The 25,753-nt window shown below is 46.8% G+C and carries 25 protein-coding genes and 1 pseudogene; 9 read left to right on the top strand and 17 right to left on the bottom strand.

Annotated features, from left to right (window positions below; genetic code table 11):
- Window positions 1-16: 16 nt before the first annotated feature.
- Window positions 17-1,768: a methyl-accepting chemotaxis protein gene (locus EAO37_RS00130; protein ID WP_120946003.1), complete on the top strand. Its 1,752-nt coding sequence runs from the start codon at window positions 17-19 to the stop codon at window positions 1,766-1,768.
- 458 nt (window positions 1,769-2,226) lie between these two features.
- Here the strand turns inward: EAO37_RS00130 and rplS are convergent, their stop codons facing one another.
- The 10 genes and pseudogenes from rplS to ndk form a co-directional block, all read right to left on the bottom strand.
- Complete coding sequence (gene rplS / locus EAO37_RS00125; protein WP_120950841.1) at window positions 2,227-2,592, bottom strand: 50S ribosomal protein L19; 366 nt, start codon at window positions 2,590-2,592, stop codon at window positions 2,227-2,229.
- Window positions 2,592-3,320, bottom strand: coding sequence for a tRNA (guanosine(37)-N1)-methyltransferase TrmD (trmD, locus tag EAO37_RS00120; protein WP_120950839.1), 729 nt, complete (start codon window positions 3,318-3,320; stop codon window positions 2,592-2,594). Before trmD ends, rplS begins: the two co-directional genes overlap by 1 nt.
- The gene (gene rimM, locus EAO37_RS00115) at window positions 3,320-3,856 is read right to left on the bottom strand and encodes a ribosome maturation factor RimM (protein ID WP_120945857.1); all 537 of its coding nucleotides are present in this window, start codon (window positions 3,854-3,856) and stop codon (window positions 3,320-3,322) included. Before rimM ends, trmD begins: the two co-directional genes overlap by 1 nt.
- Entirely contained in the window at window positions 3,846-4,118 is a 273-nt protein-coding gene (locus EAO37_RS00110) for a KH domain-containing protein (protein ID WP_120945858.1), read from the bottom strand. Before EAO37_RS00110 ends, rimM begins: the two co-directional genes overlap by 11 nt.
- A gap of 1 nt (window position 4,119) precedes the next feature.
- Entirely contained in the window at window positions 4,120-4,356 is a 237-nt protein-coding gene (gene rpsP, locus EAO37_RS00105; RefSeq protein WP_120945859.1) for a 30S ribosomal protein S16, read from the bottom strand.
- Between the two features lie 52 nt (window positions 4,357-4,408).
- Window positions 4,409-5,413, bottom strand: coding sequence for a beta-ketoacyl-ACP synthase III (locus EAO37_RS00100; protein ID WP_162982222.1), 1,005 nt, complete (start codon window positions 5,411-5,413; stop codon window positions 4,409-4,411).
- A gap of 10 nt (window positions 5,414-5,423) precedes the next feature.
- A pseudogene (gene plsX, locus EAO37_RS00095) lies at window positions 5,424-6,430 on the bottom strand (phosphate acyltransferase PlsX).
- A gap of 41 nt (window positions 6,431-6,471) precedes the next feature.
- A complete protein-coding gene (gene rpmF / locus EAO37_RS00090; RefSeq protein WP_120945861.1) occupies window positions 6,472-6,618 on the bottom strand; it encodes a 50S ribosomal protein L32 in 147 nt (48 codons plus the stop codon).
- A 9-nt stretch (window positions 6,619-6,627) separates the two neighbouring features.
- The gene (locus EAO37_RS00085; protein ID WP_240451659.1) at window positions 6,628-6,993 is read right to left on the bottom strand and encodes a hypothetical protein; all 366 of its coding nucleotides are present in this window, start codon (window positions 6,991-6,993) and stop codon (window positions 6,628-6,630) included.
- An 18-nt stretch (window positions 6,994-7,011) separates the two neighbouring features.
- Window positions 7,012-7,410 carry a nucleoside-diphosphate kinase gene (ndk, locus tag EAO37_RS00080; protein ID WP_120945862.1) on the bottom strand — a complete coding sequence of 133 codons (399 nt, stop codon included), beginning with the start codon at window positions 7,408-7,410 and terminating at the stop codon, window positions 7,012-7,014.
- 120 nt (window positions 7,411-7,530) lie between these two features.
- Between ndk and EAO37_RS00075 the strand changes: the two genes are divergently transcribed.
- From EAO37_RS00075 to EAO37_RS00055, 6 genes are read left to right on the top strand one after another with little or no spacing between them, the layout of a single operon-like run.
- A complete protein-coding gene (locus tag EAO37_RS00075) occupies window positions 7,531-8,295 on the top strand; it encodes a 5-oxoprolinase subunit PxpA (RefSeq protein WP_120945863.1) in 765 nt (254 codons plus the stop codon).
- Entirely contained in the window at window positions 8,285-9,451 is a 1,167-nt protein-coding gene (locus EAO37_RS00070; RefSeq protein ID WP_120945864.1) for an NRAMP family divalent metal transporter, read from the top strand. Before EAO37_RS00075 ends, EAO37_RS00070 begins: the two co-directional genes overlap by 11 nt.
- On the top strand, window positions 9,448-10,182 hold the full coding sequence (pxpB, locus tag EAO37_RS00065) for a 5-oxoprolinase subunit PxpB (RefSeq protein ID WP_240451658.1): 735 nt from the start codon (window positions 9,448-9,450) through the stop codon (window positions 10,180-10,182). Before EAO37_RS00070 ends, pxpB begins: the two co-directional genes overlap by 4 nt.
- Window positions 10,175-11,116: a biotin-dependent carboxyltransferase family protein gene (locus EAO37_RS00060; protein WP_120950837.1), complete on the top strand. Its 942-nt coding sequence runs from the start codon at window positions 10,175-10,177 to the stop codon at window positions 11,114-11,116. Before pxpB ends, EAO37_RS00060 begins: the two co-directional genes overlap by 8 nt.
- 9 nt (window positions 11,117-11,125) lie before the next feature.
- Entirely contained in the window at window positions 11,126-11,455 is a 330-nt protein-coding gene (locus tag EAO37_RS09090; RefSeq protein ID WP_162982902.1) for a glycosyltransferase family 8 protein, read from the top strand.
- Window positions 11,349-12,278 (top strand): glycosyltransferase, encoded by a 930-nt coding sequence (locus tag EAO37_RS00055; RefSeq protein ID WP_120950835.1) that lies wholly within the window; start codon window positions 11,349-11,351, stop codon window positions 12,276-12,278. Before EAO37_RS09090 ends, EAO37_RS00055 begins: the two co-directional genes overlap by 107 nt.
- A 514-nt stretch (window positions 12,279-12,792) precedes the next feature.
- Here EAO37_RS00055 and EAO37_RS00050 read toward each other — a convergent pair.
- Together EAO37_RS00050 and EAO37_RS00045 are read right to left on the bottom strand one after the other, a co-directional pair.
- On the bottom strand, window positions 12,793-13,248 hold the full coding sequence (locus EAO37_RS00050) for a protein rep (protein ID WP_120950833.1): 456 nt from the start codon (window positions 13,246-13,248) through the stop codon (window positions 12,793-12,795).
- Between the two features lie 456 nt (window positions 13,249-13,704).
- Window positions 13,705-14,535 carry a helix-turn-helix domain-containing protein gene (locus tag EAO37_RS00045; RefSeq protein WP_276206395.1) on the bottom strand — a complete coding sequence of 277 codons (831 nt, stop codon included), beginning with the start codon at window positions 14,533-14,535 and terminating at the stop codon, window positions 13,705-13,707.
- Between the two features lie 494 nt (window positions 14,536-15,029).
- Here EAO37_RS00045 and EAO37_RS00040 point away from each other — a divergent pair, with 494 nt between their 5' ends.
- Window positions 15,030-16,211 (top strand): hypothetical protein, encoded by a 1,182-nt coding sequence (locus tag EAO37_RS00040; protein WP_120950829.1) that lies wholly within the window; start codon window positions 15,030-15,032, stop codon window positions 16,209-16,211.
- 807 nt (window positions 16,212-17,018) lie between these two features.
- Here the strand turns inward: EAO37_RS00040 and EAO37_RS09440 are convergent.
- Window positions 17,019-18,251 carry a hypothetical protein gene (locus EAO37_RS09440; protein WP_240451656.1) on the bottom strand — a complete coding sequence of 411 codons (1,233 nt, stop codon included), beginning with the start codon at window positions 18,249-18,251 and terminating at the stop codon, window positions 17,019-17,021.
- A gap of 92 nt (window positions 18,252-18,343) precedes the next feature.
- Between EAO37_RS09440 and EAO37_RS00025 the strand changes: the two genes are divergently transcribed.
- Complete coding sequence (locus EAO37_RS00025) at window positions 18,344-19,444, top strand: DUF2130 domain-containing protein (protein ID WP_120950825.1); 1,101 nt, start codon at window positions 18,344-18,346, stop codon at window positions 19,442-19,444.
- Here the strand turns inward: EAO37_RS00025 and EAO37_RS00020 are convergent.
- The 4 genes from EAO37_RS00020 to EAO37_RS00005 form a co-directional block, all read right to left on the bottom strand.
- Window positions 19,441-21,375: a PBP1A family penicillin-binding protein gene (locus EAO37_RS00020; protein WP_120946370.1), complete on the bottom strand. Its 1,935-nt coding sequence runs from the start codon at window positions 21,373-21,375 to the stop codon at window positions 19,441-19,443. The genes EAO37_RS00025 and EAO37_RS00020 overlap by 4 nt on opposite strands.
- A 13-nt stretch (window positions 21,376-21,388) precedes the next feature.
- Window positions 21,389-23,419: a methyl-accepting chemotaxis protein gene (locus tag EAO37_RS09770; protein WP_120950823.1), complete on the bottom strand. Its 2,031-nt coding sequence runs from the start codon at window positions 23,417-23,419 to the stop codon at window positions 21,389-21,391.
- A gap of 126 nt (window positions 23,420-23,545) precedes the next feature.
- Complete coding sequence (locus tag EAO37_RS00010) at window positions 23,546-24,046, bottom strand: chemotaxis protein CheW (RefSeq protein ID WP_120946362.1); 501 nt, start codon at window positions 24,044-24,046, stop codon at window positions 23,546-23,548.
- Window positions 24,047-24,054: 8 nt separating this feature from the next.
- The coding region (locus tag EAO37_RS00005) for a chemotaxis protein CheW (protein ID WP_162982901.1) at window positions 24,055-25,753 on the bottom strand (1,699 nt) is incomplete at its 5' end.

The raw sequence follows: 25,753 nt of genomic DNA, 5'->3' as shown, positions 1-25,753 counted from the left end.
GTAGGAGCAGGTATTTATGCGTTCTTTCTCTCTAGGTAAACAGATTGTCGCTTTGTGGGGTTTAACCATTGTGGCGATGGTGGCAACTCTTTTACTCTTTGCGCGCAATAACCAACAATCCGTGCACCGTGTGAATAGTGCCGTGAGTGTAGATTTAAAACGCATGCTAGGCGACAAGCTCAAACTAGCCGTAGATTTGGCTAGCTCTAACATCGCCCAAGTGCTCAAAGACGCACCCACCCTAGAGGCTAAAAAACGCATAATCACCGCCATGTTTAAAGCGTTCCGCTTCGCAAAGGATCGCTCAGGCTACTTTTTCGTGTATGAAAAATACACCCCTATTTACACCGCAAATCCCAAATACCCCGTGGGCGTGAGCGCAGAGAACACCAAGGATAAAAATGGGGTGTTTTACATTAAAGAACTTTATAAAGCTGCGATGGCTGGGGGAGACTTTGTCTACTATGTTTCACCCAAACCTCTAGCCGATGGCACCACCCGCTACACCGATAAAATCTCCTACGCCCAAAAGATCGAGGGCATGCCAGATTGGTGGGTGGGCACGGGGGTTTACATGGACAATGTTGAAGAGCGCACTAAGTTCATCACTGAGGACATCCGCCACAAATTGAGCTCGAGCTTTAATCTCTATGTCCTCATCGCCTTGGTCTTTTTAATCGTGGTGGTGATCCCGCTTTACTACCTCTTTTACCGCAAGATCACGGGGGCTATTAGTGTGCTCAACAAGGGGCTTAAGGATTTCTTTGCCTTTGTCAATTACAAACAAAACGATGTCCCTGAGCCCATTGTTCTGCGCTCTAAGGACGAATTGGGGCAAATGGCGCGCGCGCTCAATGAGAGCATTCAAGAAGCCATCCAACATCTGCAAGCCGATCAAAAACTCTCTAAAGAGGCGATCTTAGCCTTAGATAGCGCGCGCACCGGGGATTTCACCCAAACCATCCACGCGCGCGCGATCAACCCAGAGCTCCAACACTTGGGCACGAATCTAAACAATTTCTCTAGCCTTCTAAACAGCACTTTTGAGCACATCTCTAAGACCATTGAAACTTATTGCCACAACGATTTCACCAAGGGCATGGACACTACCCAGCTACAGGGCGGGTTTTTGCAACTAGCTAATAATATCAATACTTTACAACAAAGCATTGTTGTTTCTTTGAAAAACTCCTTAGATTTTGCCCACGCGCTCACCCAAGAAACCCACACTCTCAACCAGACCACGCACGCGATGCAGGATGCCTCTAAACAACAAGTGGTTTCCTTAGAGCAAACCACCAACGCGCTAGCCCAAATTAGCTCGAGTATGCAAAGCGTGAACGCCAAGAGTGAGGAGGTGATCGCCCAATCCCAAGGGATTTCAAACATGGTGGAAGTGATCACAGAGATCGCCGATCAAATCACCCTGCTAGCCTTGAATGCTGCCATTGAAGCCGCACGGGCAGGCGAGCATGGCAGAGGCTTTGCGGTAGTGGCTGATGAAGTGAGAAAACTAGCCGAGCGCACCCAAAAGTCTTTAGGCGAAATTGAGGCTAATACCAAAGCCCTCACCCAATCTATCAATGAGGCTGCTAGCGCCATAGAAGAGCAGAGTGCTAGCATCGACTTGATCAACACCGCCATGCACGAATTGGAACAAACGATGCTCAATAACACCCAAATTGCCACCACCTCCTCTACCATTAGCCAAAATGTGCAAAAGATCGCGCAAAATATCCTAGATGAAGCCAATAGCAAGAAGTTTTAATAGATACGATCAAGCGACCCTAGCATTGGTGGTTGGCAAAATAGCATGAACCCTCTGTCTTAGGCGTGCAAACGCGAGGGCAAGCCATGGAGGTTTACTAAAAGGCAAGTAAGTTTATCTAGATTGCGCGTAAACTCCGTCCTTTATGGTAGAGATGTAAGCGCACGCTAAGAAAAGAAAGGCTACCCTTGCAATAGGTAAGCGAGATTAGTAAAAACCTAATATGGCAGAGTTGGATACGCTCGTTCTAGCCATTAAAACGAGCACAATGACGGGTTGGTAACTAATCTCCACCCGCCAGTGGGTCTGTAAGTCTTTTGGGAACTGAAACTAGCCTTGCGGTATAAACAGCAAAGCCTTTCGAGCTTAAGAAACGCTAGTTTCTGTTAGTTGGGAAGTTCCTCCCTTTAGGGAGGGGCGGTTCACGCCAGAGGACACATCCCTGCTTAAGGGGATTCTCAAGTGAGTTCTTTCTTACGCACCTCTTTGATTCTAGCAGCCTTGCCTTTACGACCGCGTAAATAATAGAGTTTGGCGCGGCGCACACGCCCTACACGCAAGACCTCAACACTCACCAAACTCTCCGCATAAAGGGGGAAAATCCTCTCCACCCCAATGCCATTTGCGCTGATCTTACGCACGCAAAAGGTGCGATCCACGCCCGCCCCGCGCAAGCTAATACACACCCCCTCAAAATATTGTGTGCGGACCTTATCGCCCTCTTGGATTCGAATCCCTAGCCTGATCGTGTCTCCCGCTTTGAAAATGGGGGGCTGGCTTTTGATCTGGGTGTCTTCAAAATGTTGGATATAGCGGTTTTTCATCAACGCCCTTTCTTGATGTGTCTAAAAGTGTGTAGCGAGCGATTCAAGGCATAGAGATTAGGGGCGTGAAACCGCGTCCTGTCCATGGATAAATCGCGCATAAGACTCTTAATTCTGCCATGATTTCCCTTTGAATACTCTGAAATCACCCCAGAGTGCGCACAGGATGGGGTGTTTAAAAGGGGGGTGCGGGCAAAATTAGGGGCTTCTAGGGTGTTGTCTTCAAAGCTTTCTTGTTCCAAAGAGCGCGCGTTACCTAAAGTGCCCTCTAACAAACGCGCAACACTATCGCAAAGGCACAAGCCTGCCAACTCCCCCCCCGTGAGCACAAAATCCCCCACACTCAACACTTCATGGGCATAAGATTCAACCAAGCGTTCGTCAAACCCCTCATAACGCCCACAAACAAGCACTAAATGCTGGTGTGTGGCTAGGCGCTTGGCATCTTGTTGGCAAAAGCGTTTTCCACTGGGGGTTAGAAAAATCACATGCGCGCTGGGACTTTGGGCATGCTTGAGCGCGTTTTCCACCATGTAGGGGTCTAAAATTTGCCCAGCCCCCCCGCCCACTAAAGCAAAATCCGCGCGCTGGAATTTATGGGGAGAAAAGTCGCGCATGTTAAAAATCTCTAAACTAAACACCTGCTTTTCTAGGGCGCGCTTTAAAATAGAATCCTCAAAATAAAAGGCGATGAGTTGGGGGAATAGGGTTAGAAAACTAAAGCGCATCAACTCTCTTCTAAGAGTCCTCTAGCATGGGTGGTATAAATGCAGCGCGCTGACAAATCGACACCCTTGATATAGGTTTCAATATAGGGGATCAAAAAGAGCTTGTGGATGCCTTGCACAAAGAGATAGTCTGTATTAGCCAGCCGTTCAATGCGCTTTACGACACCTAAGACCTCTTGAGCTTCTATAATTTGCAAACCCACAAGTTGGAAGTATAAAAACTCTCCCTCCTGCAGGGGGCAAAGTCTAAGACTATCCGTCTTACTCATCGCTAAAATCCAGCATGCAAAACCCCTCGCCTGCTCTAGACTTTGGATTTCTTCAAAGAAGATCAAAGCCTTTTGGGCTTGGTAGTGCGCGACCACTAGGGGAGTTGGAGGGGGGGAGTGGGGAGTGGGGCTATAGACATAAACGCGCACCCCTGTTTGCAAACACTGGGTAAAATCGCCCTCTAAGATCAATTTTATCCCCCCCTTTAAGCCCACAGCCCTGCCTAGATGCCCCACCACTACTAAGTCCTCTGGCTTAAAGCACATAGGGATTTTCAGAAGCCAACACCACGATTTTGTAACTCAAGCCGTCCTTAGCCTTCATCCCTGAAATAAACGCCTTGAGCGCGCTGATGATCTTACCCTCTTTGCCGATCACACGCCCCATATCCATCGGATTAGTGTAAATGGCGATTTCTTTGAGGTGTTCTTCTACAAGTTGGGAGCGCACTTCTACAATCTGTGGGTAGGTTACGATCTTCTTGCAGTATTCCAAGATGAACGCCTCTACACATGCGCCCTCTTGCATCTTAAGTCTGTGATCCTTGCGCCAACTTAGCCACCCTCTGGCTCATTTTAGCCCCCACGCCTTTCCAATAGTCCAAGCGGGCGTGATCAATCTGCACCACTTTGGGGTTGCTCAAAGGGTTGTAATAACCAATGGACTCGATCCAGCCCCCATCGCGTTTCTTGCGCGAATCGGTAACCACCACCCTATAAAAAGGCTTTTTTTTGCGTCCCACGCGTGTAAGTCTAACAACTGTCATGCCAATCCTTTCTGCTTTCAAAAGTGCTAATTCTAACGCCTTGTGCCTAAAATTAAGCTTGATCGCCCCCGTAGTAAACTAAGGCTGAACCCCATGTCAGCCCTCCCCCAAAGGCATCCAATAGCATCAAATCCCCTTTTTTGAGTTTTCCTTGTTCATAAATATCGCTCATAGCCATCGGGATGCTAGCTGCCGATGTATTCCCATATTTTTGCACGGTCAAGACCACCTGCTGAGGACTAAAGGACAATTGGTTTTGCACGGCTTGGATGATGCGCAAATTAGCTTGGTGGGGGATAAAATAGGTGATCTCCTCTGGAGCGATCGCGTTGCTTTGTAAAATTTCTTCTACATCCTTGAGTAGCGTCTTAATGGCGAGCTTGAAGACCTCATTGCCCTTCATTTGGAGGGATTGGGATTGGGGGGTATCTTGCTGGATAAAGGGGCTGTTTTTGAGTGCCCTTGGGGTATAGAGGTAGTTGGCATGCTGACCATTAGAGGCGATCTTAACATCTAAAATACGCTCTTTGGGGTTGTCTGTGCGCCCAATCACGCATGCCCCCGCCCCATCTCCAAACAGCACACAGGTGCTACGATCCTCAAAATCTAGCACACTAGAACAACGCTCCGCTCCCACGATCAAGACATGCGCATACATGCCACTCTCCACAAAAGCCTTAGCCACAGATAATAGATAGATAAACCCACTGCATGCGGCAATAATGTCCATGCTAGGCGTGTTTTGCAAACCCAGTTTAGCACTCAACACACAAGCTGTAGAGGGCATGCACATGTAATCAGGGCTGAGTGTGCCCACCAAGACCAAGTCAATGTCTTCTTTAGCGATCTTGGCACGCTCAATGGCGATCTTGGCGGCTTTGACTCCTAGGTCACTACTTTGTTCTTGGTTAGTGGCAAAATAACGCGTCTGGATACCGGTGCGCTTTTGAATCCACTCATCACTGGTGTCTAGCAGGGACTCAAAAGCGTTGTTTTTCACGCAAATCTGGGGCACATAAGAGGCTACAGATTTCAAGGCTGCATAGGCCATCTCTATTCCTTTTAATCTAGGGCACTTCTTTGGGGGCTTGCTTGTGCTCGAAAGCCAACGCCATTTTCTCACACACCCCACTCTCTTTGGCTTTGATCGCTTGGTAAATCGCGCATTCCATCGCCCTAGCATTGCTCTTGCCATGGCTGATGATCACCACTTTACTCACTCCCAAGAGGGCGCGCCCCCGTATTCGGCATAATCTGTCTTTTGCTTGAGGGTGTAAAAAGCCCCTTTGAGTAAGAACGCGCCCAGCTTGGCTCCCAAGCTACACTTGATCTCATTTCTAAACACCGATCCAATCGCGCTAGCCGTGCCCTCTGTGGTTTTTAACACAACATTCCCCACAAACCCATCGCACACCACCACATCTACCACATTTTCAAAAATGTCATTGCCTTCCACATTCCCCTTAAAAATAGGGGTATCCGTATTGTGTTGGTTAAATAGAGGGTATTCACTGATGAGTTTGAACGCTTCTTTGGTGATCAAATTGCCCTTGCTATCCTCTTCCCCATTGGCAAGGAGCCCCACGGTGGGGTTTTCATAGCCTAGCACATCCTTGGCGTATTGATAACCCATGATGGCAAAATCCAAGAGGTATTCAGCCTTGCAATCTGTATTAGCTCCCACATCTAGGCACAGGCTGGCGCGCTCTTTTATGGAGGGCATAAGCGTGCAAAGCGCGGGGCGATTCACCCCTCTAATGCGCCCGATCTTCAAGGTCGCCAAACCCATTGTTGCCCCGCTATGTCCGGCTGAAACCAAAGCGTCTGCGCCATTTTTTAAAATATCCATCGCCACAAAAATAGAGGACTCTTTGCGTTTGAGGGCATCTGTGGCGTGTTCTTCCATGTGGATATAATCCGGGCAATGGATGAGCTCCACCTTAGAGGCTAAATCCTTAGAGATAAAAGCCTTAGCCTTGCTCTCATCGCCCACCAAAACGGGCTTAAAGGCAACAGATCCTAGCGCCTTAGACACGCCTTCAATGATGGGCAAAACCCCCAGATCCGCCCCCATCATGTCAATGACAATTCTCATTGTCTTTAATCCGGAACCACTTAGTAAGCCCCTGTAAATTTATTGGTGAAATGGGGCAATTTCCAACTCCCGTCCTTATTTTTGACAGGCATCGCCAGCTTCACGCTATAGTGTGTGCGCCTCTTTCTGCCTCTCGTCTTGCTCACGCGTCTATCAGGAACTGCCATAACTCTCCTTTATTGAATTTGATCGGCGTAATGGTAATCTTGCTGGATGGATTGGATCTCTGCACGCAACAACGCGCTTAGATCAATGCAACCATCAAAACTCTCCACCACATCTAAACTATCTATAAACCTACCCCCCACATAACACTCCCGCTGCGCGCTTGTGTATAAGCCATCACTCACGCACAACACCAACTCTTCAGAAATGGGTTTGTCAAAGAACACCCCACTTAAAGCGCATTGCACTTGCAAATGCCCGTGCAAACTCCCCTCCACCAAGTAAAGCTTGTCCCCCACACGGCACACCCCTCCCTCCCAACACAGATCCCCCTCCTTAAGGCAAAAAGGCTTGGCAAGCACTCCAATTTTACGCATTTGCAACTTCACAGCCAATCAAGCAAAAAAGAACGCGATCTCTCTTTGCGCGTTTTGCGCGCTGTCGCTTCCATGCACCACATTGGCATCAATATTCTGCGCGAAGTCGGCTCGAATGGTACCCGGTTTAGCCTCTTTGGGATCGGTCGCGCCCATTAGATCGCGATTCTTCTCCACGGCATTCTCTCCCTCAAGCACCATCACCACCACCTCCCCACTCGTCATGAATGCGATCAAATCCTTAAAGAACGCCCGCTCTTTATGCACGGCGTAAAAATCCTGCGCCTGAGAAACACTCAAGCGCAAGCGTTTGATCTTGATCACTTCTAAACCCGCCTCTTCAAAGCGCGTGATAATCTTGCCGATGATGCGTTTCTTTACACCATCGGGCTTGATAATCGAAAGGGTTTGCGCCATTGCCATCCTTAAATTCAAGTCTTAAAACGGATCATTATAACAATAACTGCAAAATTTTTAGCTTAAAATCTCTAGGGGGATAAACCCACACTCTTTACATTCTTGTAGTATAATCCTGCTATGAGAGTGGTGGACCTTAATAGCGACATCGGGGAGGGGTTTGGGTGTTATACCATGGGCGATGATAAAGCCATTATGGCGCAGGTGAGTAGCGTGAATTGTGCTTGTGGCTGGCATGCTGGCGATCCCTTGATCATGGCTCAAGTTGCTAAGCAGGCTAAGGCTTTGGGGGTTAGCTTGGGCGCGCACCCAAGTTTGCCTGATTTATTGGGTTTTGGGAGGCGCAAGATGGAGATTAGCCCCAAAGAGGCTAGGGCTTACATGCTCTACCAAGTGGGCGCGCTCAACGCTTTTGCTAAGGCTTGTGGGTATACCTTGGGGCATGTGAAATTACACGGGAGCTTTTACAACCAAGCCGCGCATGATGTATCCCTAGCCACAGCGATCCTAGAAGGCATAGAGGACTATGATCCTAATTTGGTTATTCTGTGTTTGAGCGGGAGTGCCATGGCTAAACAAGCCCAAAGAAAAGGCTTGAGGGTAGCCCAAGAGGTCTTTGCAGACAGGCGTTATTACCCCGATGCCCGCTTGGTGGAACGCGCCCACCCTAAAGCCTTGATTAGCGATCCAGAGCAAGCCATCGAACAAGTGCTTGGCATGGTGATCAATGGCAGGGTGCAAGCCATAGATGGCACGAGTGTAGAGATTCAAGCCGATTCGATCTGCGTCCATGGTGATCACAAGGAGGCTTTAGAATTTGCTTTGCAAATCCGCCAAGCCCTAGAACACCACGACATCGCCATCAAGCCGCTTTATGCGCTCTAAATCGGCGTTCATAGGCGCAGCGTTCCTTATGGCGACTTCTGCCATTGGACCGGGTTTTCTCACCCAAACAGCCCAATTCACCCAAGAGTTAGGTAGCTCTTTTGCCTGCGCGCTCTTGCTCTCTGTGGGGATGTCCTTGATCGCACAGCTCAATGTGTGGCGCATTTTGGTGATCACGCAAAAAAGGGGAGATGAGATCGCTAGCGCGCTCTTGCCCGGCTTAGGGGGGGTGCTCACCTTTATTATTTGTTTTGGGGGATTGGTGTTTAATGTGGGCAATATTGGGGGAGTTGCTCTTGGGTTGCAAATCCTTGCGGGTTTAAATCTCAAAGCTGGCGCGCTCTTGGGGGCTTTTTTGGGGATGGTGATCTTTTTTTCTAAGAGGGCAGGGGCACTTATGGATAAGCTTGCCCAAGTCTTGGGGGCTTTAGTGATTCTCTTGGTAGGCTACATCGCTTTTAGCACTTCACCTCCCCTAGCCCAAGCCGCCAAGGAGGCTATTTTGCCTAGCCAATTTTCTATCTTGGCTGTTTTAACCCTCAGTGGGGGCACTGTGGGAGGCTATATCATCTTTGCCGGGGGACATCGCCTCTTAGATGCGGGGGTAAAGAGCGATCTCAAACAAGTGGACACATCTGCCTATCTGGGCATTGGGATCGCCACTTTGGTGCGCCTTTTACTCTTTTTGGCGATCTTGGGAGTCTTGTATGCTGGGCATACGCTAGATAAAAATGATCCGGCCGGGAGTGCCTTTAAAATCGCAGCCGGGGAGTGGGGCTATAAAATCTTTGGGATGGTGTTTGTAGCCGCTAGTTTGACCTCTGTGGTGGGAGCGGCTTACACCAGCGTGTCCTTTTTAAAAGGGTTTATTTTTGTCCAAAGGCATGAAAATGGCTGTATCATTGGCTTTATTGTGATCTCAACGCTATTGTTCATGCTGATTCAAAAACCCGTAGCCCTACTCATCATCGCCGGCGCGCTCAATGGGCTGATCCTGCCTTTGAGTTTAACGCTTGTCCTCATCGCAGGGTATAAAACAAATTTAGTAGGCTCTTACAAACACCCCAAAATCTTATCTGGTTTGGGCGCGCTGGTGGTGCTCTTTAGTGCCTATTTAGGGGGGCTTTCTTTAACACATTTAGGGAGTGTGTTTTGATAAAGGGAGTGAAGTATTTTGCATACGGGCAGAGTGCTTTGCTTTTGGACTTTGGCGCGCAAATTAGCCCCAAAACCCACACCCAGATTCAAAAAGTGCGCGTGTCCTTAGAAGCGCGGCGCATAAAGGGGGTGGTGGAGCTCGTGCCTGCTTACTGCACTCTTTTGATCCACTATGACCCTTTAGTGTGCTCTTATGGGGATTTGATCCACATTTTAGATCACCTAGACATACAAGAGGAACACCTAGAGGTTTGTTCCCATCTTGTAGAAATCCCGGCTTGTTACGCGCCAGAGTTTGGGCAGGATTTAGCCTCTGTGTGCGCCCACACTAAGCTTTCTGCTCAAGAGGTGATCGACAAACACAGCGCGCCAGACTACTTGGTTTACATGCTGGGCTTTTTACCCGGTTTTGCCTATTTGGGTGGGTTAGATGCCTTGTTAGCCACACCCCGATTAGCCACCCCTAGGGTGCAGGTTGCGCCCGGATCCATTGGTATTGCGGGCATGCAAACAGGAATCTATCCGCTGGCTTCCCCGGGGGGCTGGCAAATCATCGCCAGAACTCCCCTTGAGCTTTACAACCCCAGTAAAGATCCCCCCGTTTTTTTGCAACCTGGCGATCGCGTGCGCTTTGTGCCCATTAGCATAGACACTTACCACCAAATTGCCAAAGAGGTGCAAGAAGGTGTTTATACTCTCAAGCGCGCTAAAAGGTCTACGCATGGCTAATATCAAGGTGCTAGAAGCGGGGTTATTTACCAGCATTCAGGATTTAGGGCGCAGGGCTTACATGCGCTTTGGTATTCCTATAGGCGGGGTGATGGACGAGTTTAGCGCGGTAGTGGCAAATTTTTTAGTGGGCAATGAGGCGCAAGAAGCCTTGTTGGAGATGACCTACACGGGCGCGCGCCTAGAATTTTTGGAGTCCATGCACATAGCCATCACGGGAGCTAATTTGAATCCCCAGATCAACGATCAAGACATCGCCAATTGGGAGTCGCACGATGTCAAAAAAGGGGATATTTTGAGTTTTGGACGCTTGGGGGAGGGGGTGCGCGCCTATGTGGCGTTTTCAGGCACAATAGATGTGCCTGTGGTGTGTGGGAGCAAGGCTACAGATGTGCGCACACGCATGGGAGGCTTACAAGGGCGGGTTTTACAAAATGGCGATGTATTAAATATCATCGTGCGCCCTGAGCACAAACTTAAAAAAGTGCCCCAAAATCTGCAACCCCACTACCCCCCTAGCGCGTCCTTGTGGGTGCTCTTGGGTCCCCAAGAGCATTACTTCAACCCAGCTAGCCTTTCTGATTTTTTAAGCATGCCATACACGATTAAGGTGCGATCTAACCGCATGGGGATTTGTCTAGAAGGGCAACAATTAGCCTACAAAGAACACATAGAGATGATCTCTGAACCCTTAGTGGTAGGGAGTATCCAAGTCCCCTCAGATGGGCAACCCATTGTGTTGATGGCTGATTGCCAAACAATGGGGGGCTATCCTAAGATCGCCACACTCTTAAAGAACTCTCTTGGCACCCTAGCCCAAATGCGTCCCAATGACAAGGTGTCTTTTGTGGCTGTTAGCATGCAAGAGGCGCAAAAAAAATACCAGGAATTCTACGCGCGCCTACAAGCCCTCAGGGCGCAACTAAAAGTTTAAAGGCAAACAATGGCACAAGCAGAGATGATCCCTATAGTGATGGCTTTTGATCAACGCTATTGTATCCCCGCTGGGGTAGCAATGCACTCCATGCTAGCTTGCATGGCGCGCGCGCATACACCCCACACCTACACCATCCACGCGTTCACGCAAGGCTTAGATCAAGCCCATAAGGACAAGCTCCAAGAAAACATCGCGTCCTTTGCTCACTTCGCGCGCTTGGAGTTCTTAGATGTTGATCCCACGAACCACGAACCACGAACCACGAACCACGAACCACGAACCACGAACCACGAACCACGAACCACGAACCACGAACCACGAACACCCCTACCATGAAACATTAAACACTCTCTTTAAAACTCTGCACCCTGCCACCCAAGCCCGTTTTTCTAATTTGATCTTGTTGCGCTTGGTTTTGCCCTCTTTATTCCCCCAATATGACAAGATCATCTCTTGTGATGTAGATGTGGTGTTTAGCCAGGATTTGAGCGCGAGTTACTTTACATTAAACCCGGATGATCCCTACTATTTTGCTGCGGCTAAGGAATTTGGTCCCGCGCGTGTAGAAAAACTCATCAAAAGGCACAAGAGAGAGGCACGCCGCCGTCATATTGACTTTTCTGAACACGCGTTGTCCATGCAGGAGTGGGAGATCATGCATGCCAATAGCTTTAATGTCGGGTTTATGGTGCTCAATCTCAAGGCATGGCGCAAGGATAATCTAGAGAGTCGATGTCTAGATTTTTTGCGCGCCAAACACCATGTTTTGCTGTATCCTGAACAAGAAACTTTGATTCTAATGTGCCATGGGCGTATCTTGGAATTACCCTACACTTACAATGTTTATCCTAAGGATTTTGACAACCCCACACACCCTATCCACAAACACATTAACGATTCTAAGGAGGTGATCATGTGGCATTTTTATGGGGATAGCAAACCTTGGTATCTTAAAAATTTCCGCATTAGCAAGCGTTGGATTCTAGCTTTATTGTCCACCCCCTTTGCTTTGGAATATTTTGAAAAACAATACCAAAATGTAGAGATGGATTCAGGGGCGTATTACGAGCTACTTAGAAGCATTTTAAAAAAAGACATTTTAAGGAGTTTTTGGTGTGTCCAATACTTGTCAAAGTCTATGCCAAGATGTAATGGTTAAGATTTGTTTAAGATATATATTAAAGATTTATCTAAGGTTATCTTTATTTGGTTGGAGAACTGACTAGATAATTAGGAGAACTAAGAGAAATGTGCAGGGAACTTTTGATAAAAAATCATATTAGAACTCACATTAACAAGTATGAGAACTGAACAGAAAAACTATTAAGAACTGGCTTGGGGTTGGTAAGGAACTGTGTAGTAGCACAACAAAAACTCATAGGAAAATCATATCAGAACTGCTCTTTAAAGTGTTGGAACTATCGTAACAACTACTAGAACTAGAATGTGCATTAAAAACTGCCGTTGTGAATAGCTTGACAAAATTTCGGATTTTCGTGCTATATCAGTATCGGATTTTGGTTTGAGACTTAGAAGCGGCTAAAAAGTTTCATTCTTGCAGTAAATACCGCTTACCGCTGTAGTAGCCCCAGTCCGCACGCACAAGAATGTGTAAATGTGGATGGCAGGTTCCATTAGAGAAGTCTGTATAATCCCCCACAATCTCTGTAGTTCTAATCCAACTTAAGAAGCTTAGGCACATCAAAACGCTCTTTAAGTCCATTTTCTCCCTTTGTGTCCATAAGGTATTTAAAAGCCTTGTGCATCACCGTGATGGTGTTGTGTAAATCCTGCGCACTGCAATTTTGCACCGTCAAAGTGAGCATGATCAAACGATGATTCTCTAAGATTTGAGGTAAAGCGTGCTGGGCAATGAGTTTGCTTCGAATAGAAGCTTGTAATTCATTGCAAGTTGTGCAAAGGCGGTGATGACAACAATTCGCACGCACAACACCCATCTCTCCATGATGGCTTGCTAGTATCAAGCTATTGCAGTAGTGAATATCTGATCTTTGCTGTTTAAAAGCTCCCACCTTGATTTTACCCAGATACTTCTCCATAAATTCTTCATGCCACTCATGGGTCTCATCGCTCAAAATCTTGTAGATATTGTTGATTTTCCAAGCCACAGTACTGTATTTTTGCTTTCTGTGCTTGGCAAGGCATCTTTTTAGGGCACTCTCGTGTGGGGGACTACTTTCTTGCCCCTCTTTTGGTAGGCTCTTTGTCTTTTGGAAGGTTTAAGTTTCAGTTTGTTATTACGCGCTAAATACGCTTGTGTTATGGTGACTTAAGCGTATCTATCTCTTTCTTAGAAACAATTAAAAATTTCCCCAAGATTGTAAAATTTTTCAAAAAAAAGTGTGTTTTGGCTTTGATTTTTCTCCCAAAAGCGATTGTGGAGCGTTTTTAGAGCCATTTTAGTAGCCCTATTCACCATTTAACTCTTACCGCACATCACCATAAGCCGTGTAAAAATCCTATCTCTTATAGTTGTGGGGTAATCTAAAGGATCGATCAACTCTAGAACAGGTCCGCAAAGACAAAAAGGGCGAGGGCACACACAAGTAACCGCCCATCGTAGCTTACAGTTTTTGGTTTAGTTTATCTTTGAACTGTTTGACTTCGTCCTCTAGGTAGTAGATTTTACCGTAAAACTCAACCCATTTTGGCCCCACCCCTTTTTTTCTCCACTCCCTAAGTGTGTCTATGCTAACACCTAGTTCTCTAGCGCACCTGTGTTCTCCAAAAGCACCTTGTATTGATTCGTCTTCCTGGATATATTGTTCTAGTGGTTCTAGGGGATATACGCGGACCTGACCAAACTTGACACATGGAGGTCCTTTTTTATTTCTGTGTAATGCATGCAAATTTCCTACACTGATTTTTTGTATTTGTGCAGCTTCTTGTATGTTGACATAGCGAGATACTTTGTCATCATCAATGCCCATATTTGATAAGAGGCATTTCTTCATTAAATCTTTTTTAATGTAAATCCTAGAGTTCTCTCTGTCTTCTCTGTCTATTATAGTCTTGCCGTTCCATTTCCATTGTGGCTCTGAGGTCAATGATTTTAGCACTGTGCTACGGCTAATTCTACCGAACCTACCGGGAGGAGAGTCTGCGTTTCTAGTAGATAGATCATCTAAAGTGTAAAACTCCTCACGCTTATTGGTGTTAGGTTGTGGATTATCTTTTCTGAACTCTTCAAGTTTGTAGACTGGGTAAAAGATTCTTTTACGCCCTTGACCTAGACCACCTATAACTACATATTCGGGACCTTTTCCTTCTTTGCGCCATCTTACCATGGTACCTATATCTATTCCTAAATATTTAGCAGCCTCTTCGGTATTTAATAGTCTTGTGTCGTGTGGTTGGTTATTGTGGTTATTGTGGTTATGATTAAAACCTGCTATTTTCTTCTTTTCATTGTATGCTCCTTTGATATTTATTTTCAGTATTTAGCGTATCATGTTTTTCATTAAAAAAAAACTTAAAGATTTGTGTGATATTCTATAATTCAGTATATGTTTTGTGATAGTGTTGTTTATGGGAAGATTTGATATTCATTTTTAATATGTGAGGTGATTTATTGGATGGCAGAAATGAATGGAGACAATCTAGGTCTGGTGAAATCTCTATTGTTTTTCGATAGTATTACATGAGGGATATATCAACTTCACTCGAACATGATTGGAAACAATTTCTGAACTTTTTTGCAGAATACCTGTGCAAAGCCCCATGATAGCGGTATTTAGTAGTTTTATTTTGTCTTAATAATGAGAATGCACATTTTTTAAGGAGGGTAAAAATTGTGTGTTTGTGGGGGTGATTTTTTCTTTTTTGTGCTAGTAAAGGTAGGTTAAAAGTGAGCCATTTTGCTTGTTAGAATACCTATCAAAGATGACCCTTGAACCGCTTTACCATTAGCATCTCTGAACCTGCAAACTTCAATGCCTGTCATCATTGGAGAAGTATAGAGCTGAGCAAATGGCAAGACATTGCAGAGATTGCCATAAAGTTTGATGTTTCTGTAGCTGTCTTTGCCCAAAAGTATGATCCAAAGCACGCCCAAAGAAGTGCTAAAAATGTCATAGCCTTTCACCCCTTTTTATTCTTTGACATTGACAACGACCAAGAGGGCAAGAAAAAGCCTTTAAGCGTGCAAGAAGCCTATGAGTTTATGGACAAGGCTAAATACCCCATTTGCTTTGCCATTGTGCCCTCACGCAATTACAAGAAGCTCAAAGAGAAGGACAAACGCCCTAATATAGAGCGTTTTAGAATCATCGTGCCTTTAAGCGAGCCTATCTCTAGCAGATTGATTGTGCGCAGAATGGATGGGAGCATAGATACAGAGCTCTACCGCGCATTCCATCAACAAGTCGCTAAGGTGCTAGGACTTGCAGATTACGCCGATGAAGCGGCTTTAAAAGACATGGCACGCTACTATGCCAAACACCAAACTCCTCCTGCTATGACTCCTATTCTTATAGACCAGCAAAAACGCTTAATGACCACCAAAGTGATCTGCCAAAGAGTGATAGAGAAGCTCAAAAGAGAGCGCAAAGAGAAACAAGAGAGCTTGACGCACAAGTCTTCTTTTGCAAAACAAAAAGCCATACTATCAAAAAATCTAATGGTTATACAAGCACCAATCTATGCAGCAAAATTTGCAGAAGTGGCAAAACCAACAGGAAGCCCGACAACAAAACTGGCAACAGGGTTTGAAGAAAAAAGTCTTGATGCAAATCCAGGGCGTGCGCAATCTGATATTGGAGCAGGAGAGCAGACAGAAGGAATTGCTCCAAAGTCGCAAGTTATGGCGGATCAGCGCGATTACTCTGGCGATTTTCCTCACCATGGAGACAGCAACAATGGTTTTTCTGATGAAAAAACAGAACAAGGATTTGCAGATACAGATAAACAAATCCTTCAATCCACAGGGCAACATACAGCTACAAAAGCCAACCAATTCCAAGAAGTTAACGGCGTGTCAGAAATACGAAGCGATGCAAAGGATGCGGAAGGGCAAGCAGGAAACATGGGAGGAGAAGATGGGAGGATACAGAAATGTTCACAGAGTGTCTGAAAGAGAGGTATCCAGATCAACTTCCAAAGGACGACACCTTTAAAGAACCGCTTTGCAGACAGCCCCAGATGGTTTAGAAGGTTTGGATGGCACTCCACTCAAATAGAGATTTTCATTGCGCCTAGAGAGCTACACAAGTGTCAAATAAGCCTTTTTCAATCCATTTCGGGTTAAAATTCGTGGTTTCCTAGCCAGCATAACACTTGCGGCTACAAAGTAGCCATCGTGTTACCACTCCGCTACGCTCCGTTTGCTGGCAAGGGGGATGCCCCCTTGAACCCCCTTGAACAATGTGGTTTTTGTTATCCTTGAGTTGGATAGGCTTCTTCATCCACTATGGGTGGTCCTGTCTGACTATCTGTCTGACTAAAATCAGAGCTAGAATGTGTTCTAGTTATTTGACAAGACTGAGCTTGCCGTTTTGTCTGAGAATGGCTTCCGGGTTTGGCAAGAGTTTTCTTTCGTGTTTTCTTAGGAGGCTTGAGGGATTTTGGAGGCGTATAGTCTTTTTTGCTAAACGCCAGATACACATCTTCATCCCCCATCACAAAATCCCCAAACAAGGATTTATTTAAAACCCCTTGCTCTAAATCCCTCCGTACCAAAGACTTAGACTTTAATAACTTGTCCTTCTTCTTTTGCTCTCGCTCTCTCTGCTCAATCTCCTTGAGTTGCTTTTTCTCCTATGCCTTAATCTCTTTCAACCGCTTTCTCTCCGCTTTGAGTTTAGCCTTCTCCTCTTTTAAGGCATCTCTCTCTTAGCATATAGCTTTTTTAGACGCTTAGAGAGCTTTTCTAGGCGTTTTTCTAGCTTAGTGCTATCAATAGAGCTATCCACCCCGCCTCTATGCCTGCTAGAGCCTCGTATTGTGCTTCTAGCTGCTTATACTTTTGCTCAACTCCTTCTAAAGTCAAAAGAGTGTCATCCTCTTTAAAGCACCCGTCTTTCAAACGCCCGTATCTAAAGAGCAAGAAAGTAAAGCCCATACTTTCTTGCAAGTTTCTCGTGAGCTCTGTAAAGGTGTAAGCCTGACAGGCTTTTTGAAAGAGCCAAGACTCTAAGGGTATAGGTCCTGTTTCTAATTGTTCTCGATATTGCTTAATCCACGAATGGTAGCACTCACTCACCTTTGCATAAGCTGCTGCCTGCAAGACAAACCCCTCATGGGGTATATCCATATAAATTTGCGAGCACTCCCTCATCCCCTTTACAATAAAATCCTTCTCTCCACTTAGTTTTCTTGCCAACACCTTCAATTTGGGTCGTAGCTGTTCAAATTCCAATAAGAAATGCAGACGGATATGTTTAGCACACAAAGGTTCTAGTACAGCCCAGTCGTCCGTATATTTCTGCTCTGTATGATCAGCCATGCACTGCTCTACAGGTGCGTAAATGTCAAGGTGCTCATCTAGGCTCATTTTGTTGTCCTCATCTCTTTTGAAAGTAGGCACATTTTTAAATATAGAATCATCAAAGCGTGCGCTCTCTACACTTTCAGGGGTATCAAAGGGCTCAAAAATGTCTTTAGGTTGAAAAATGCCTGTATAAGCCACTAATCTCAAGCCCTTTAGCTGCTCCATTACCTGCATTAAGAAGATTTCAGGGATTTCTCTAAGTTGTTCTGCAGAACCCACACCTCCTTTATTGAGATACTTGATAGCCCCTTGGGCTCTTTCTTGTTTATTCTTAGAGGCTTTGGGTTTAAGACCTTTGACCACTTCATGGATGCTACGCTCAACATCTTCTTTTTCTCTTCCATCACAAGCCACTCTAATATCTACGATGTATCCCTCCAGGCTCTTGTGGATGGTTTCTCCCGTGTTGTAATCCTTGATTTTATAGCCCCTAGCCAAGGCGTGTTTCCATAAGATCTTGGAGAGCTGTTCTAGTAAGGATGTGGCCCCAATGCCTGCCTGCTTGATCGCGCTCACAATGCCCCAAATCCCCCCAAAAGAGGCGCATAACCCCCCCCCTACAGACTTTGCTTGGGGGGCAAAACCCTTAAGCCTAGATAGATTTAAACCAAACCCAAGGGACAAAAAATGCCCGCGCGTCCTGCGCTCAAACTCCAGTGTTTTGGATAGCGCGCAAGGTTAAATGCGTTACAATGCCACAAACACAAGGAGCCACCATGCTAGCAAGTATTACATGCCCTCATTGCCAACACACTTTCAAAATAGACGACCTCTTGTCCGCGCAGGTGCAACAAGAGATCGCCAACAAACAATTAGAATACCAAGAAGCCTTAAAACAACTCAATGCCCAAAAGCAAACTGTGCAACAACAGATTCAAGCAGGGGTAGAACAAGCACTCCACAAAGAGCGCGCCCAAATGCAAGCCCAACTGCAACAAGAACAAGCGCGCTTGCAAGCCCAAAACACCGCGCAACTACAGGCACACACAGAGGCGATAGAAAAGACTCTGCAGGCTAGGATTCAAGAGGAATACGAACTCAAATTCAAAGCCCAAGAAGTGCAAAGAGAGCGCTTAGAAAAGGCGATCCAAGAAGCCAATAGAAAGGCGCAAGCCAATATTTCTCAGCAATTACAAGGGGAGGTCCAAGAATTGGCTATTGAGGCATACCTGCGCGACAAATTCCCCATGGATCGCATCCAAGAGATCAAAAAGGGGCAAAGGGGGGCAGATTGTCTGCAAGTGGTGCGCGATAGCAGGGGACGAGATTGCGGTGTGATTTGTTATGAGAGCAAGCGCGCCAAGGATTTTAAAGAAGAATGGGTTGAAAAACTCACACAAAACAAGCGGGAAGCAGGGGCGCATATAGGGGTGCTTGTGAGCACAAACTTACCCAATTCTATGGAGCGCATGGGGCTTTATAAGGGCGTGTATGTCTGCACTTTCCAAGAATTTAAGGGTCTTTGTGGGATTTTACGCGCGATGGTTGCCCATCTGGTGTGGGCGCAGAAAAGCCAAGAAAACAAGGGAGGCAAGATTGGCGATCTCTATGACTACTTGATAGGTCCAGAGTTTGCTAAGGAGGTGGAAAACGCGATCGCTATCTTTAGGGAGATGCAGGAGGATTTAAACAAAGAAAAAGAATCCATGACAAAACTCTGGGCTAAGTTTGAAAAACAATGGGCTAAACGGGCTAAACAGATAGAGGGGCTTCATTTCATTGTCGCGCGTGCGCGCGGTTGCATTGAAGGCATTGCTGGCAACACCATCGCGCCCATCAAAGCTTTAGAATGGGGTTTAGAGCAGGAGGGGCATTAGAACACTAAAGGTTGGGTGCTGTCTTCTTGTTCTAGGTCGTCTTGCAGGGGTGCGCTTTGGGTGGAATAGTAGGTTTCGCCATTGATCTTTTGGACGATCACGCCTTGGGGGATGGGAAAGTGGCGTTTGAGCGCGGGGTTAATCTGGAGGGCATGGCGCATGAAGTCCGCAAACACGGGCGCGGCGATCACCCCCCCGGCCATGCCACGCCCAATACTGCTATTGTCGTCCCTGCCAAACCACACAATGGCTTGTAAACTAGGGCTAAAGCCACAAAACCACCCATCTACATAATTATTAGAAGTCCCTGTTTTGCCCGCTACTTCCATGCCCGGCACGCGCGCGTGTGTGCCCGTGCCCCTCTCCACGACTTCTTTTAAAATAGAGAGGGTAAGCCATGCCTGCGCCCTGCTTAAAATAGGTTTGGGGGGATTTACTTGCAAGAGTTTGGCTTGCCCCTGTGCATCGATCACATCAGAGATCAAGCTAGGTTCTAAGATGGTCCCGTAATTGGAGAATAGGGAGTATTGCATGCTCGCCTCTAGGGGGGAAATCCCAAAGCTGCCCAATGAAATAGACATGTTTTTGGGCAAATTAGAAAAGCCAAAATCCTGCAAGCCTTGGTAGATGGTGTCAAAACCAACAGTGTCCACTAGGTTGATGGTGGCTAGGTTGATGGAGTTGACTAGGGCTTTTTTCAGGGTGATGAGCCCGGAGAATTTGCGGTTGTAGTTCTTGGGTCGCCAGTTTCTAGAACCCCCTGTGCTAAAGGTGCGCGCCACATCAGGGATCAAGGACGCGCTAGAAAGCCCGTGTTCAAAGGCAATTTGGTAAATAAAGGGTTTGATAGAGCTGCCAAATTGGCGTTTAGCCTGTGTGCTACGGTTAAACGCGCTCTTGGCATAGTCTACCCCCCCCACCATCGCCAAGATATGTCCGGTGCGCGTGTCGGTTACCACGATCGCCCCATTCAAACTGCTGTCGTGATCCTCGCGCAAACGCTCTAATGCGTTCTCGTAACCGCGCACCAACGCCTCTCTGGCTAGGTTTTGGTAGTCTAGGTCAATAAAGAGTTTGATGGTGTAGCCCCCTGTCTTCAAGTCGGGCAAGAAACCCAGAGTGCGCACCACCTCGTCCACCACATAGGGGGCGACATTTTGAGTCGTGGTGGTGCGATAAACCTTAGGCACTTGGGCTAGCGCGCTTTGCATTTCTGCCTGGCTAATCCAACCTAAATTAAATAGGCGGCGGATAATGCTATTAGCCCGCGTGAGGGAAAAATCTAAATGTTTAGTGGGATCGTAAAAAGAGGGGGCGCGCGGGAGCGCCATAAGCATAGCGATTTCTTTGAGGGTAAGGGCTTTGAGGGGTTTTTTGAAATAACCCAAACTGGCAGTTTTCACCCCATAAAAACCATGCCCAAAGAAAGTTTGATTCAAGTAGCGTTCCAAAATCGCTTCCTTGCTCAATTTTTGCTCGAGTTTCAAGGCTAGCACGATCTCTTTGATCTTGCGATCCAAAGTCTTTTCGCGCGTGAGGAGCATGTTTTTGACTAATTGTTGGGTGAGAGTGCTCCCCCCTTCGCTGTATTTTTGGTGGCGTAAATTCTTTAAAAAGGCGCGCATGATCGCATCTAAGTTGATCCCATTGTGCTCGAAAAACAAGGTGTCTTCAACGGCTAATAAAGCCTCTACCATCTTGGGGGGAATCTCTTTAAAAGGCGCGTAAATGCGGAATTCATTGTCATAGAGATTGGCGATCAAGCGCCCCTTCGTGTCTAAAATCTTGGTGGCTAGCGCGGGTTTGTAGTGCACGATTTTTTGTACCTCCCCTCCTGCCTCACCCCACAAAAACAAGATGTATCCCCCCCCCACAACCCCCCCGATCAACACGGGCAAGATGAAAAGCACCCATAGGATTTTCTTAAGGATTTGCATAAGACTCCTAGAATTTTTTCTGGTTGGCATCTTGAAGAATGTCTGAGGAAATTTGATCGATGCGATGCCCTACCTCTAGGGAAGTGTTTGCGATTTTCAAATTATGTTCTGTGTCCGCTTTGAAGGCTTCTAGCGCGCCATTGATACTTTCTACATGCTGGGCTTGGGCTTTGATGGATTGAGTGGTGTCGCTGATACTTTGGGCCAGCACATTGATATTGCTCTCAATTTCGCCCAAAGACTTTTGGGTGCGTTCGGCTAACTTGCGCACTTCATCAGCCACCACCGCAAATCCCCTGCCATGTTCACCCGCGCGTGCGGCTTCAATGGCGGCATTAAGGGCGAGCAAATTGGTTTGATCGGCGATGTCCTTGATGATCTCTACGATGTTTTTGATGTCCTGACCTTGGGCGATCATCGCTTCACTTTGCACACTGACATCTTGGATCGCGCTCAGAATATTGGCAATGGATTGCGAGGTTACATTTAAGCTCTGGCTTTGTTGGCTCGCGCTCTCTTTTAAATTGTCCACACACCCTTTAAGGTGTTTGGATTCTTCGCCTAGCGCGTTGGCAAAACGCAAAGAAGTTTGCAACATCTCTTTAATCTCTGTACCCAGTGTGTCTAAAGTGCGCTCCATCTCTCCAGAAGGATTAGGGATGCCCTGAGAGAAATCTAGGGCTTGGTAGCGCGCAAAGGCTTGGTTGATATTTTGGATATGAAAACCGATGCGCTGTTGTAAAAAGGCGATCATCTCGTTGAAGAATTGCTTGAGCTGGACGAGGTCTTGGCTAGCGGGCGTGGCGGCGATCTCTTGACTGAAATTGCCTTGTTTGATCTCTTGAACCACTAAGGAAACATCGCGCATACAGGCTGAATCCATTTTGATGCGCTCTTGGATTTTGAGAATATTCTCATTGATAGAGTGTTGCATGATCCCAATTTCGTCATAATGCTTGACGGGCATGATAGCAACCTCTGTGGTGTTTTGCTGGCTGAGGAGATCAAAAAAGGCATGCAGGGTGTTTGACAGCGTGGCGATGGGCTGGGCGATGAGATAGCGCATCAAGAGCAAGGTGATCCCGGTGATGAGGACTACAATGAGAATTGAGGCGATGAAAATGATCGTGTAGATCTCATGGGTGGTCCTAGCAATATTGCTTTTGGCGATGTAGCGCGCCACCACCCATTTAAAATCTCCACTATCGCTTTTGACATTGACACACATTTTAAAGGGGGTTACCACTAAGATTCCATCTTCATCGGTGCTCACAGTGTGGTAATCTAGCGGCCCTGATTTGTTGCTACGCACAAAGTCTTGCAATGCGCGCGCGCTGGGGCTGGTATTGACATCTACCAAAAAACGCCCTTGCACTTTGGGGTCCATTTTTGGGTTGCCTGAGGTCAGCACCAAACCATTTTGTTGTAACATAAAAGTGTCTTGATTCTTTCTAAAAGACAAGCTCAGTAAGGTGCTGGCATCAAAAAACGCGCTGACTACGCCAACCATCTTATTCCCCTTGAACAGAGGCAAGGCAAACTCAAATCCAAAGTACTTTTTATCCCCGATCGTTTCAAAAAAAACAGAACTTTTATGCACGTTGTGATCCGCGTTCACGCGATCGATAACGGGGTCCTGCAAATCTTCTTGTGTGGGGGTGGCAAATGTGGTGTCCTGTCTGTAAAAAACCTCTGTGATCCGGGGCGCGCTAGCGTAGCGAATCTTGACGCGCTTGACGCTTGGCGCGTCCACAAAGAAAAATTTCCGGATGTGTTTGAGCTTTTCTTCTTGTTGGGTGGGGTTAACATTGGCTAGGACTTTAGAAAAGTCCTCAAACCCGTTGAGCATGCGCCCCACCACGCGTTGCATGCGCGCAGCGACCTCCCCTGTACCCTCTGTCAGCTGGGCGATCGCGCGATCCTTAATGGCTGTTTGGACTTTCAATCCAATCAACCACCCCAAAATCCCCACAGAAACGATCACCACTCCACACACCGCCAAGGACATTTTAACCCCAATTTTGGCACGTTTTAACATGATGACTCCCTGATAATCCCTGATAATCCCTGATAATCCCTGATAATCCCTGATAATCCCTGATAATCCCTGATAATCCCTGATAATCCCGGGTCCACCTCTTAGGACAGAACGCAACCTGTGGCATCAGAAATCTTTTTTCAAAATCTCTTCCACCTTTAAAATGGAGACGAGTTTATCCTCCCTCTTGCCGATCCCAAAAATGAGCTGGTTGTTGTCCACCAATGTTTCTGGTACAGGATCGATGTCAGATTGTTTGATTCTAATCGCCTCTGTAAGACGATCGATGTAAAAGCCCGCGATTTGATCGTTATGGCGCACCACCAAGTAGCGCATGTCCTTATTGAGTTTCTCAGGGGGCAGACCAAATTTGAGGCGCAAACTAATGAGGGGGAAGACATTGCCCCGCAGATTGAAGACTCCTAGCACATAATTGGGAGTTTCTGGCACACGGGTGTAGCCGATGGGTTTGACGATCTCTAGGATATTGAGAATAGGGATGGCGTATTCCTCGCTCCCAATGATAAACCCAATGAATTGTAAAATCTCTTCGGTGTCCTCTGCTTTGATCTCGTCCTTGTTTTTCTGCTTGTCAAAGATTTCTTTTAAAGCCGCCGCGTCTTTCATATTCTTCCTTAATTTTCTAGTTTAATGCTGCGTTTGACGACATTGGCTAGGTATTCCGGGCTATAGGGCTTGGTGATGTATTCTGTCATGCCACTCTCCACCCCGCGGATACGATCGGTTTTGGTAACCCGTGAGGTAACCGCGATCAAGGGCAAGTTTTTAAACTTATTATACTTGCGCACCTCAGAGGCAAAGGCATACCCGTCCATCTTAGGCATTTCAATGTCTACCAACACCGCATCGGGCACTTTGTCTGCGTTTTTCACCATTTCCAAGCCCTCTAAGCCATTGCTCGCCTCGATCACGGTAACACCTAAAGGCTTTAGGGATTTGCGCATCATCGCGCGATCCGTGTTGCTATCATCAATGGCTAAAATCACATAATCGCTAGGCGCGCTTTTGGCGTTCGAGTTATGCGCTTGGTCTATGAGATTGTTGACATTGACTTTCACATTTTTAGCCATCTCCATCATCGTGCCCACATCCACGATCAAGGTGATCTTGCCATCTCCGCGCACGGTGGCTCCGGCAATCCCCTTAGTGCTTTTGAGATAATAGCCCAAAGACTTGATCACCACTTCCTCTTGCCCGATCAAGTAATCCACGATCACCCCGATTTTTTGATCGGCTAGACCGATGATCACCACATACACCTCCCTAGAGGCTTCTAGGATCGCATCCACCTTAAAAATGTCTGCCAAGCGCACCAAAGAGAGCACCTCATCGCGCAAGCGCAACACGCTTTTGCCATCCACGCTATAAATCTCATCTTGGCTGATGCGCACAGTTTCTAGCACAGAAGAAAGAGGGATCGCGTAGTATTCCTCTTGCACGCCCACCAACAAGGCTTGGATGATCGCCAAAGTCAAGGGGATTTTGAGTTTTTGGGTGGTTTTAACCCCCACTTCTGATTCAAGTTCGATGATCCCATTGAGTTTTTCAATATTGGTTTTGACCACATCCATCCCTACGCCCCGCCCTGAGACATTGCTCAAAGTCTTGGCAGTAGAAAAGCCGGGTTTGAAGATAATATTCAAAGCTTCTTTATCGCTCATCCCTGCGGCTTCTCTTTCGGTGATTACGCCTTTTTCTACGGCTTTTTCTCTGAGCTTTTCGGGGTCTAACCCAGCCCCATCGTCTGTAATTTTAATGACGATGTGGTTGCCCTCATTGTAAGCACTGAGTTCCACGCGCCCGGTTTCTGGTTTGCCTAACATCTTGCGATCTTCGGGTTTTTCAATGCCATGGTCGCAGGAGTTGCGAATAATGTGGATGAGCGGATCGCCAATTTCCTCCACAATGGATTTATCTAGCTCGGTTTCCTCCCCATCAATGACAAGCTCAATACTCTTGCCTAATTCGCGGCTCAAATCGCGCACCATGCGCGGGAATTTGTTAAACACCTTGCCAATAGGTTGCATGCGCGTTTTCATCACGGCAAGCTGTAAATCCGTGGTTACGGCTGAGATGGAAGAGACCACCTGATTGAGCTCCTCTAAGAATTTTTCTCCATCATAGCGTTCCTCCACATCGCCATAAATGCGAATCAAGCGGTTCTTGCCTAGCACCAATTCCCCAATGAGATTCATCAAGTGATCCAAACGGCGCACATCCACGCGCACGGTCTGCTCTACCCCCAAAGCGACTGATTTGTCTTGATCTTTCTTTGTGCCTTTGGGGGCGGCTTGGGGGGGTGGGTTTGGCTGG

The organism is Helicobacter sp. L8 (assembly GCF_003660355.1).
In the GTDB taxonomy this organism is placed as follows: domain Bacteria; phylum Campylobacterota; class Campylobacteria; order Campylobacterales; family Helicobacteraceae; genus Helicobacter; species Helicobacter labacensis.
The sequence above is the reverse complement of the archived record's forward strand: the minus strand, read 5'-3'. Positions and strand labels throughout refer to the sequence as shown.

Bases quoted from the DNA above. Each gene is read 5' to 3' on its own strand.
- EAO37_RS00130 (WP_120946003.1), top strand. From the start codon at position 17: ATGCGTTCTTTCTCTCTAGGTAAACAGATTGTCGCTTTGTGGGGTTTA.
- rplS (WP_120950841.1), bottom strand. From the start codon at position 2,592: ATGAAAAACCGCTATATCCAACATTTTGAAGACACCCAGATCAAAAGC.
- trmD (WP_120950839.1), bottom strand. From the start codon at position 3,320: ATGCGCTTTAGTTTTCTAACCCTATTCCCCCAACTCATCGCCTTTTAT.
- rimM (WP_120945857.1), bottom strand. From the start codon at position 3,856: ATGTGCTTTAAGCCAGAGGACTTAGTAGTGGTGGGGCATCTAGGCAGG.
- EAO37_RS00110 (WP_120945858.1), bottom strand. From the start codon at position 4,118: ATGCAAGAGGGCGCATGTGTAGAGGCGTTCATCTTGGAATACTGCAAG.
- rpsP (WP_120945859.1), bottom strand. From the start codon at position 4,356: ATGACAGTTGTTAGACTTACACGCGTGGGACGCAAAAAAAAGCCTTTT.
- rpmF (WP_120945861.1), bottom strand. From the start codon at position 6,618: ATGGCAGTTCCTGATAGACGCGTGAGCAAGACGAGAGGCAGAAAGAGG.
- EAO37_RS00085 (WP_240451659.1), bottom strand. From the start codon at position 6,993: ATGCGTAAAATTGGAGTGCTTGCCAAGCCTTTTTGCCTTAAGGAGGGG.
- ndk (WP_120945862.1), bottom strand. From the start codon at position 7,410: ATGGCGCAAACCCTTTCGATTATCAAGCCCGATGGTGTAAAGAAACGC.
- EAO37_RS00075 (WP_120945863.1), top strand. From the start codon at position 7,531: ATGAGAGTGGTGGACCTTAATAGCGACATCGGGGAGGGGTTTGGGTGT.
- EAO37_RS00070 (WP_120945864.1), top strand. From the start codon at position 8,285: ATGCGCTCTAAATCGGCGTTCATAGGCGCAGCGTTCCTTATGGCGACT.
- EAO37_RS00060 (WP_120950837.1), top strand. From the start codon at position 10,175: ATGGCTAATATCAAGGTGCTAGAAGCGGGGTTATTTACCAGCATTCAG.
- EAO37_RS09090 (WP_162982902.1), top strand. From the start codon at position 11,126: ATGGCACAAGCAGAGATGATCCCTATAGTGATGGCTTTTGATCAACGC.
- EAO37_RS00055 (WP_120950835.1), top strand. From the start codon at position 11,349: ATGTTGATCCCACGAACCACGAACCACGAACCACGAACCACGAACCAC.
- EAO37_RS00025 (WP_120950825.1), top strand. From the start codon at position 18,344: ATGCTAGCAAGTATTACATGCCCTCATTGCCAACACACTTTCAAAATA.
- EAO37_RS09770 (WP_120950823.1), bottom strand. From the start codon at position 23,419: ATGTTAAAACGTGCCAAAATTGGGGTTAAAATGTCCTTGGCGGTGTGT.
- EAO37_RS00010 (WP_120946362.1), bottom strand. From the start codon at position 24,046: ATGAAAGACGCGGCGGCTTTAAAAGAAATCTTTGACAAGCAGAAAAAC.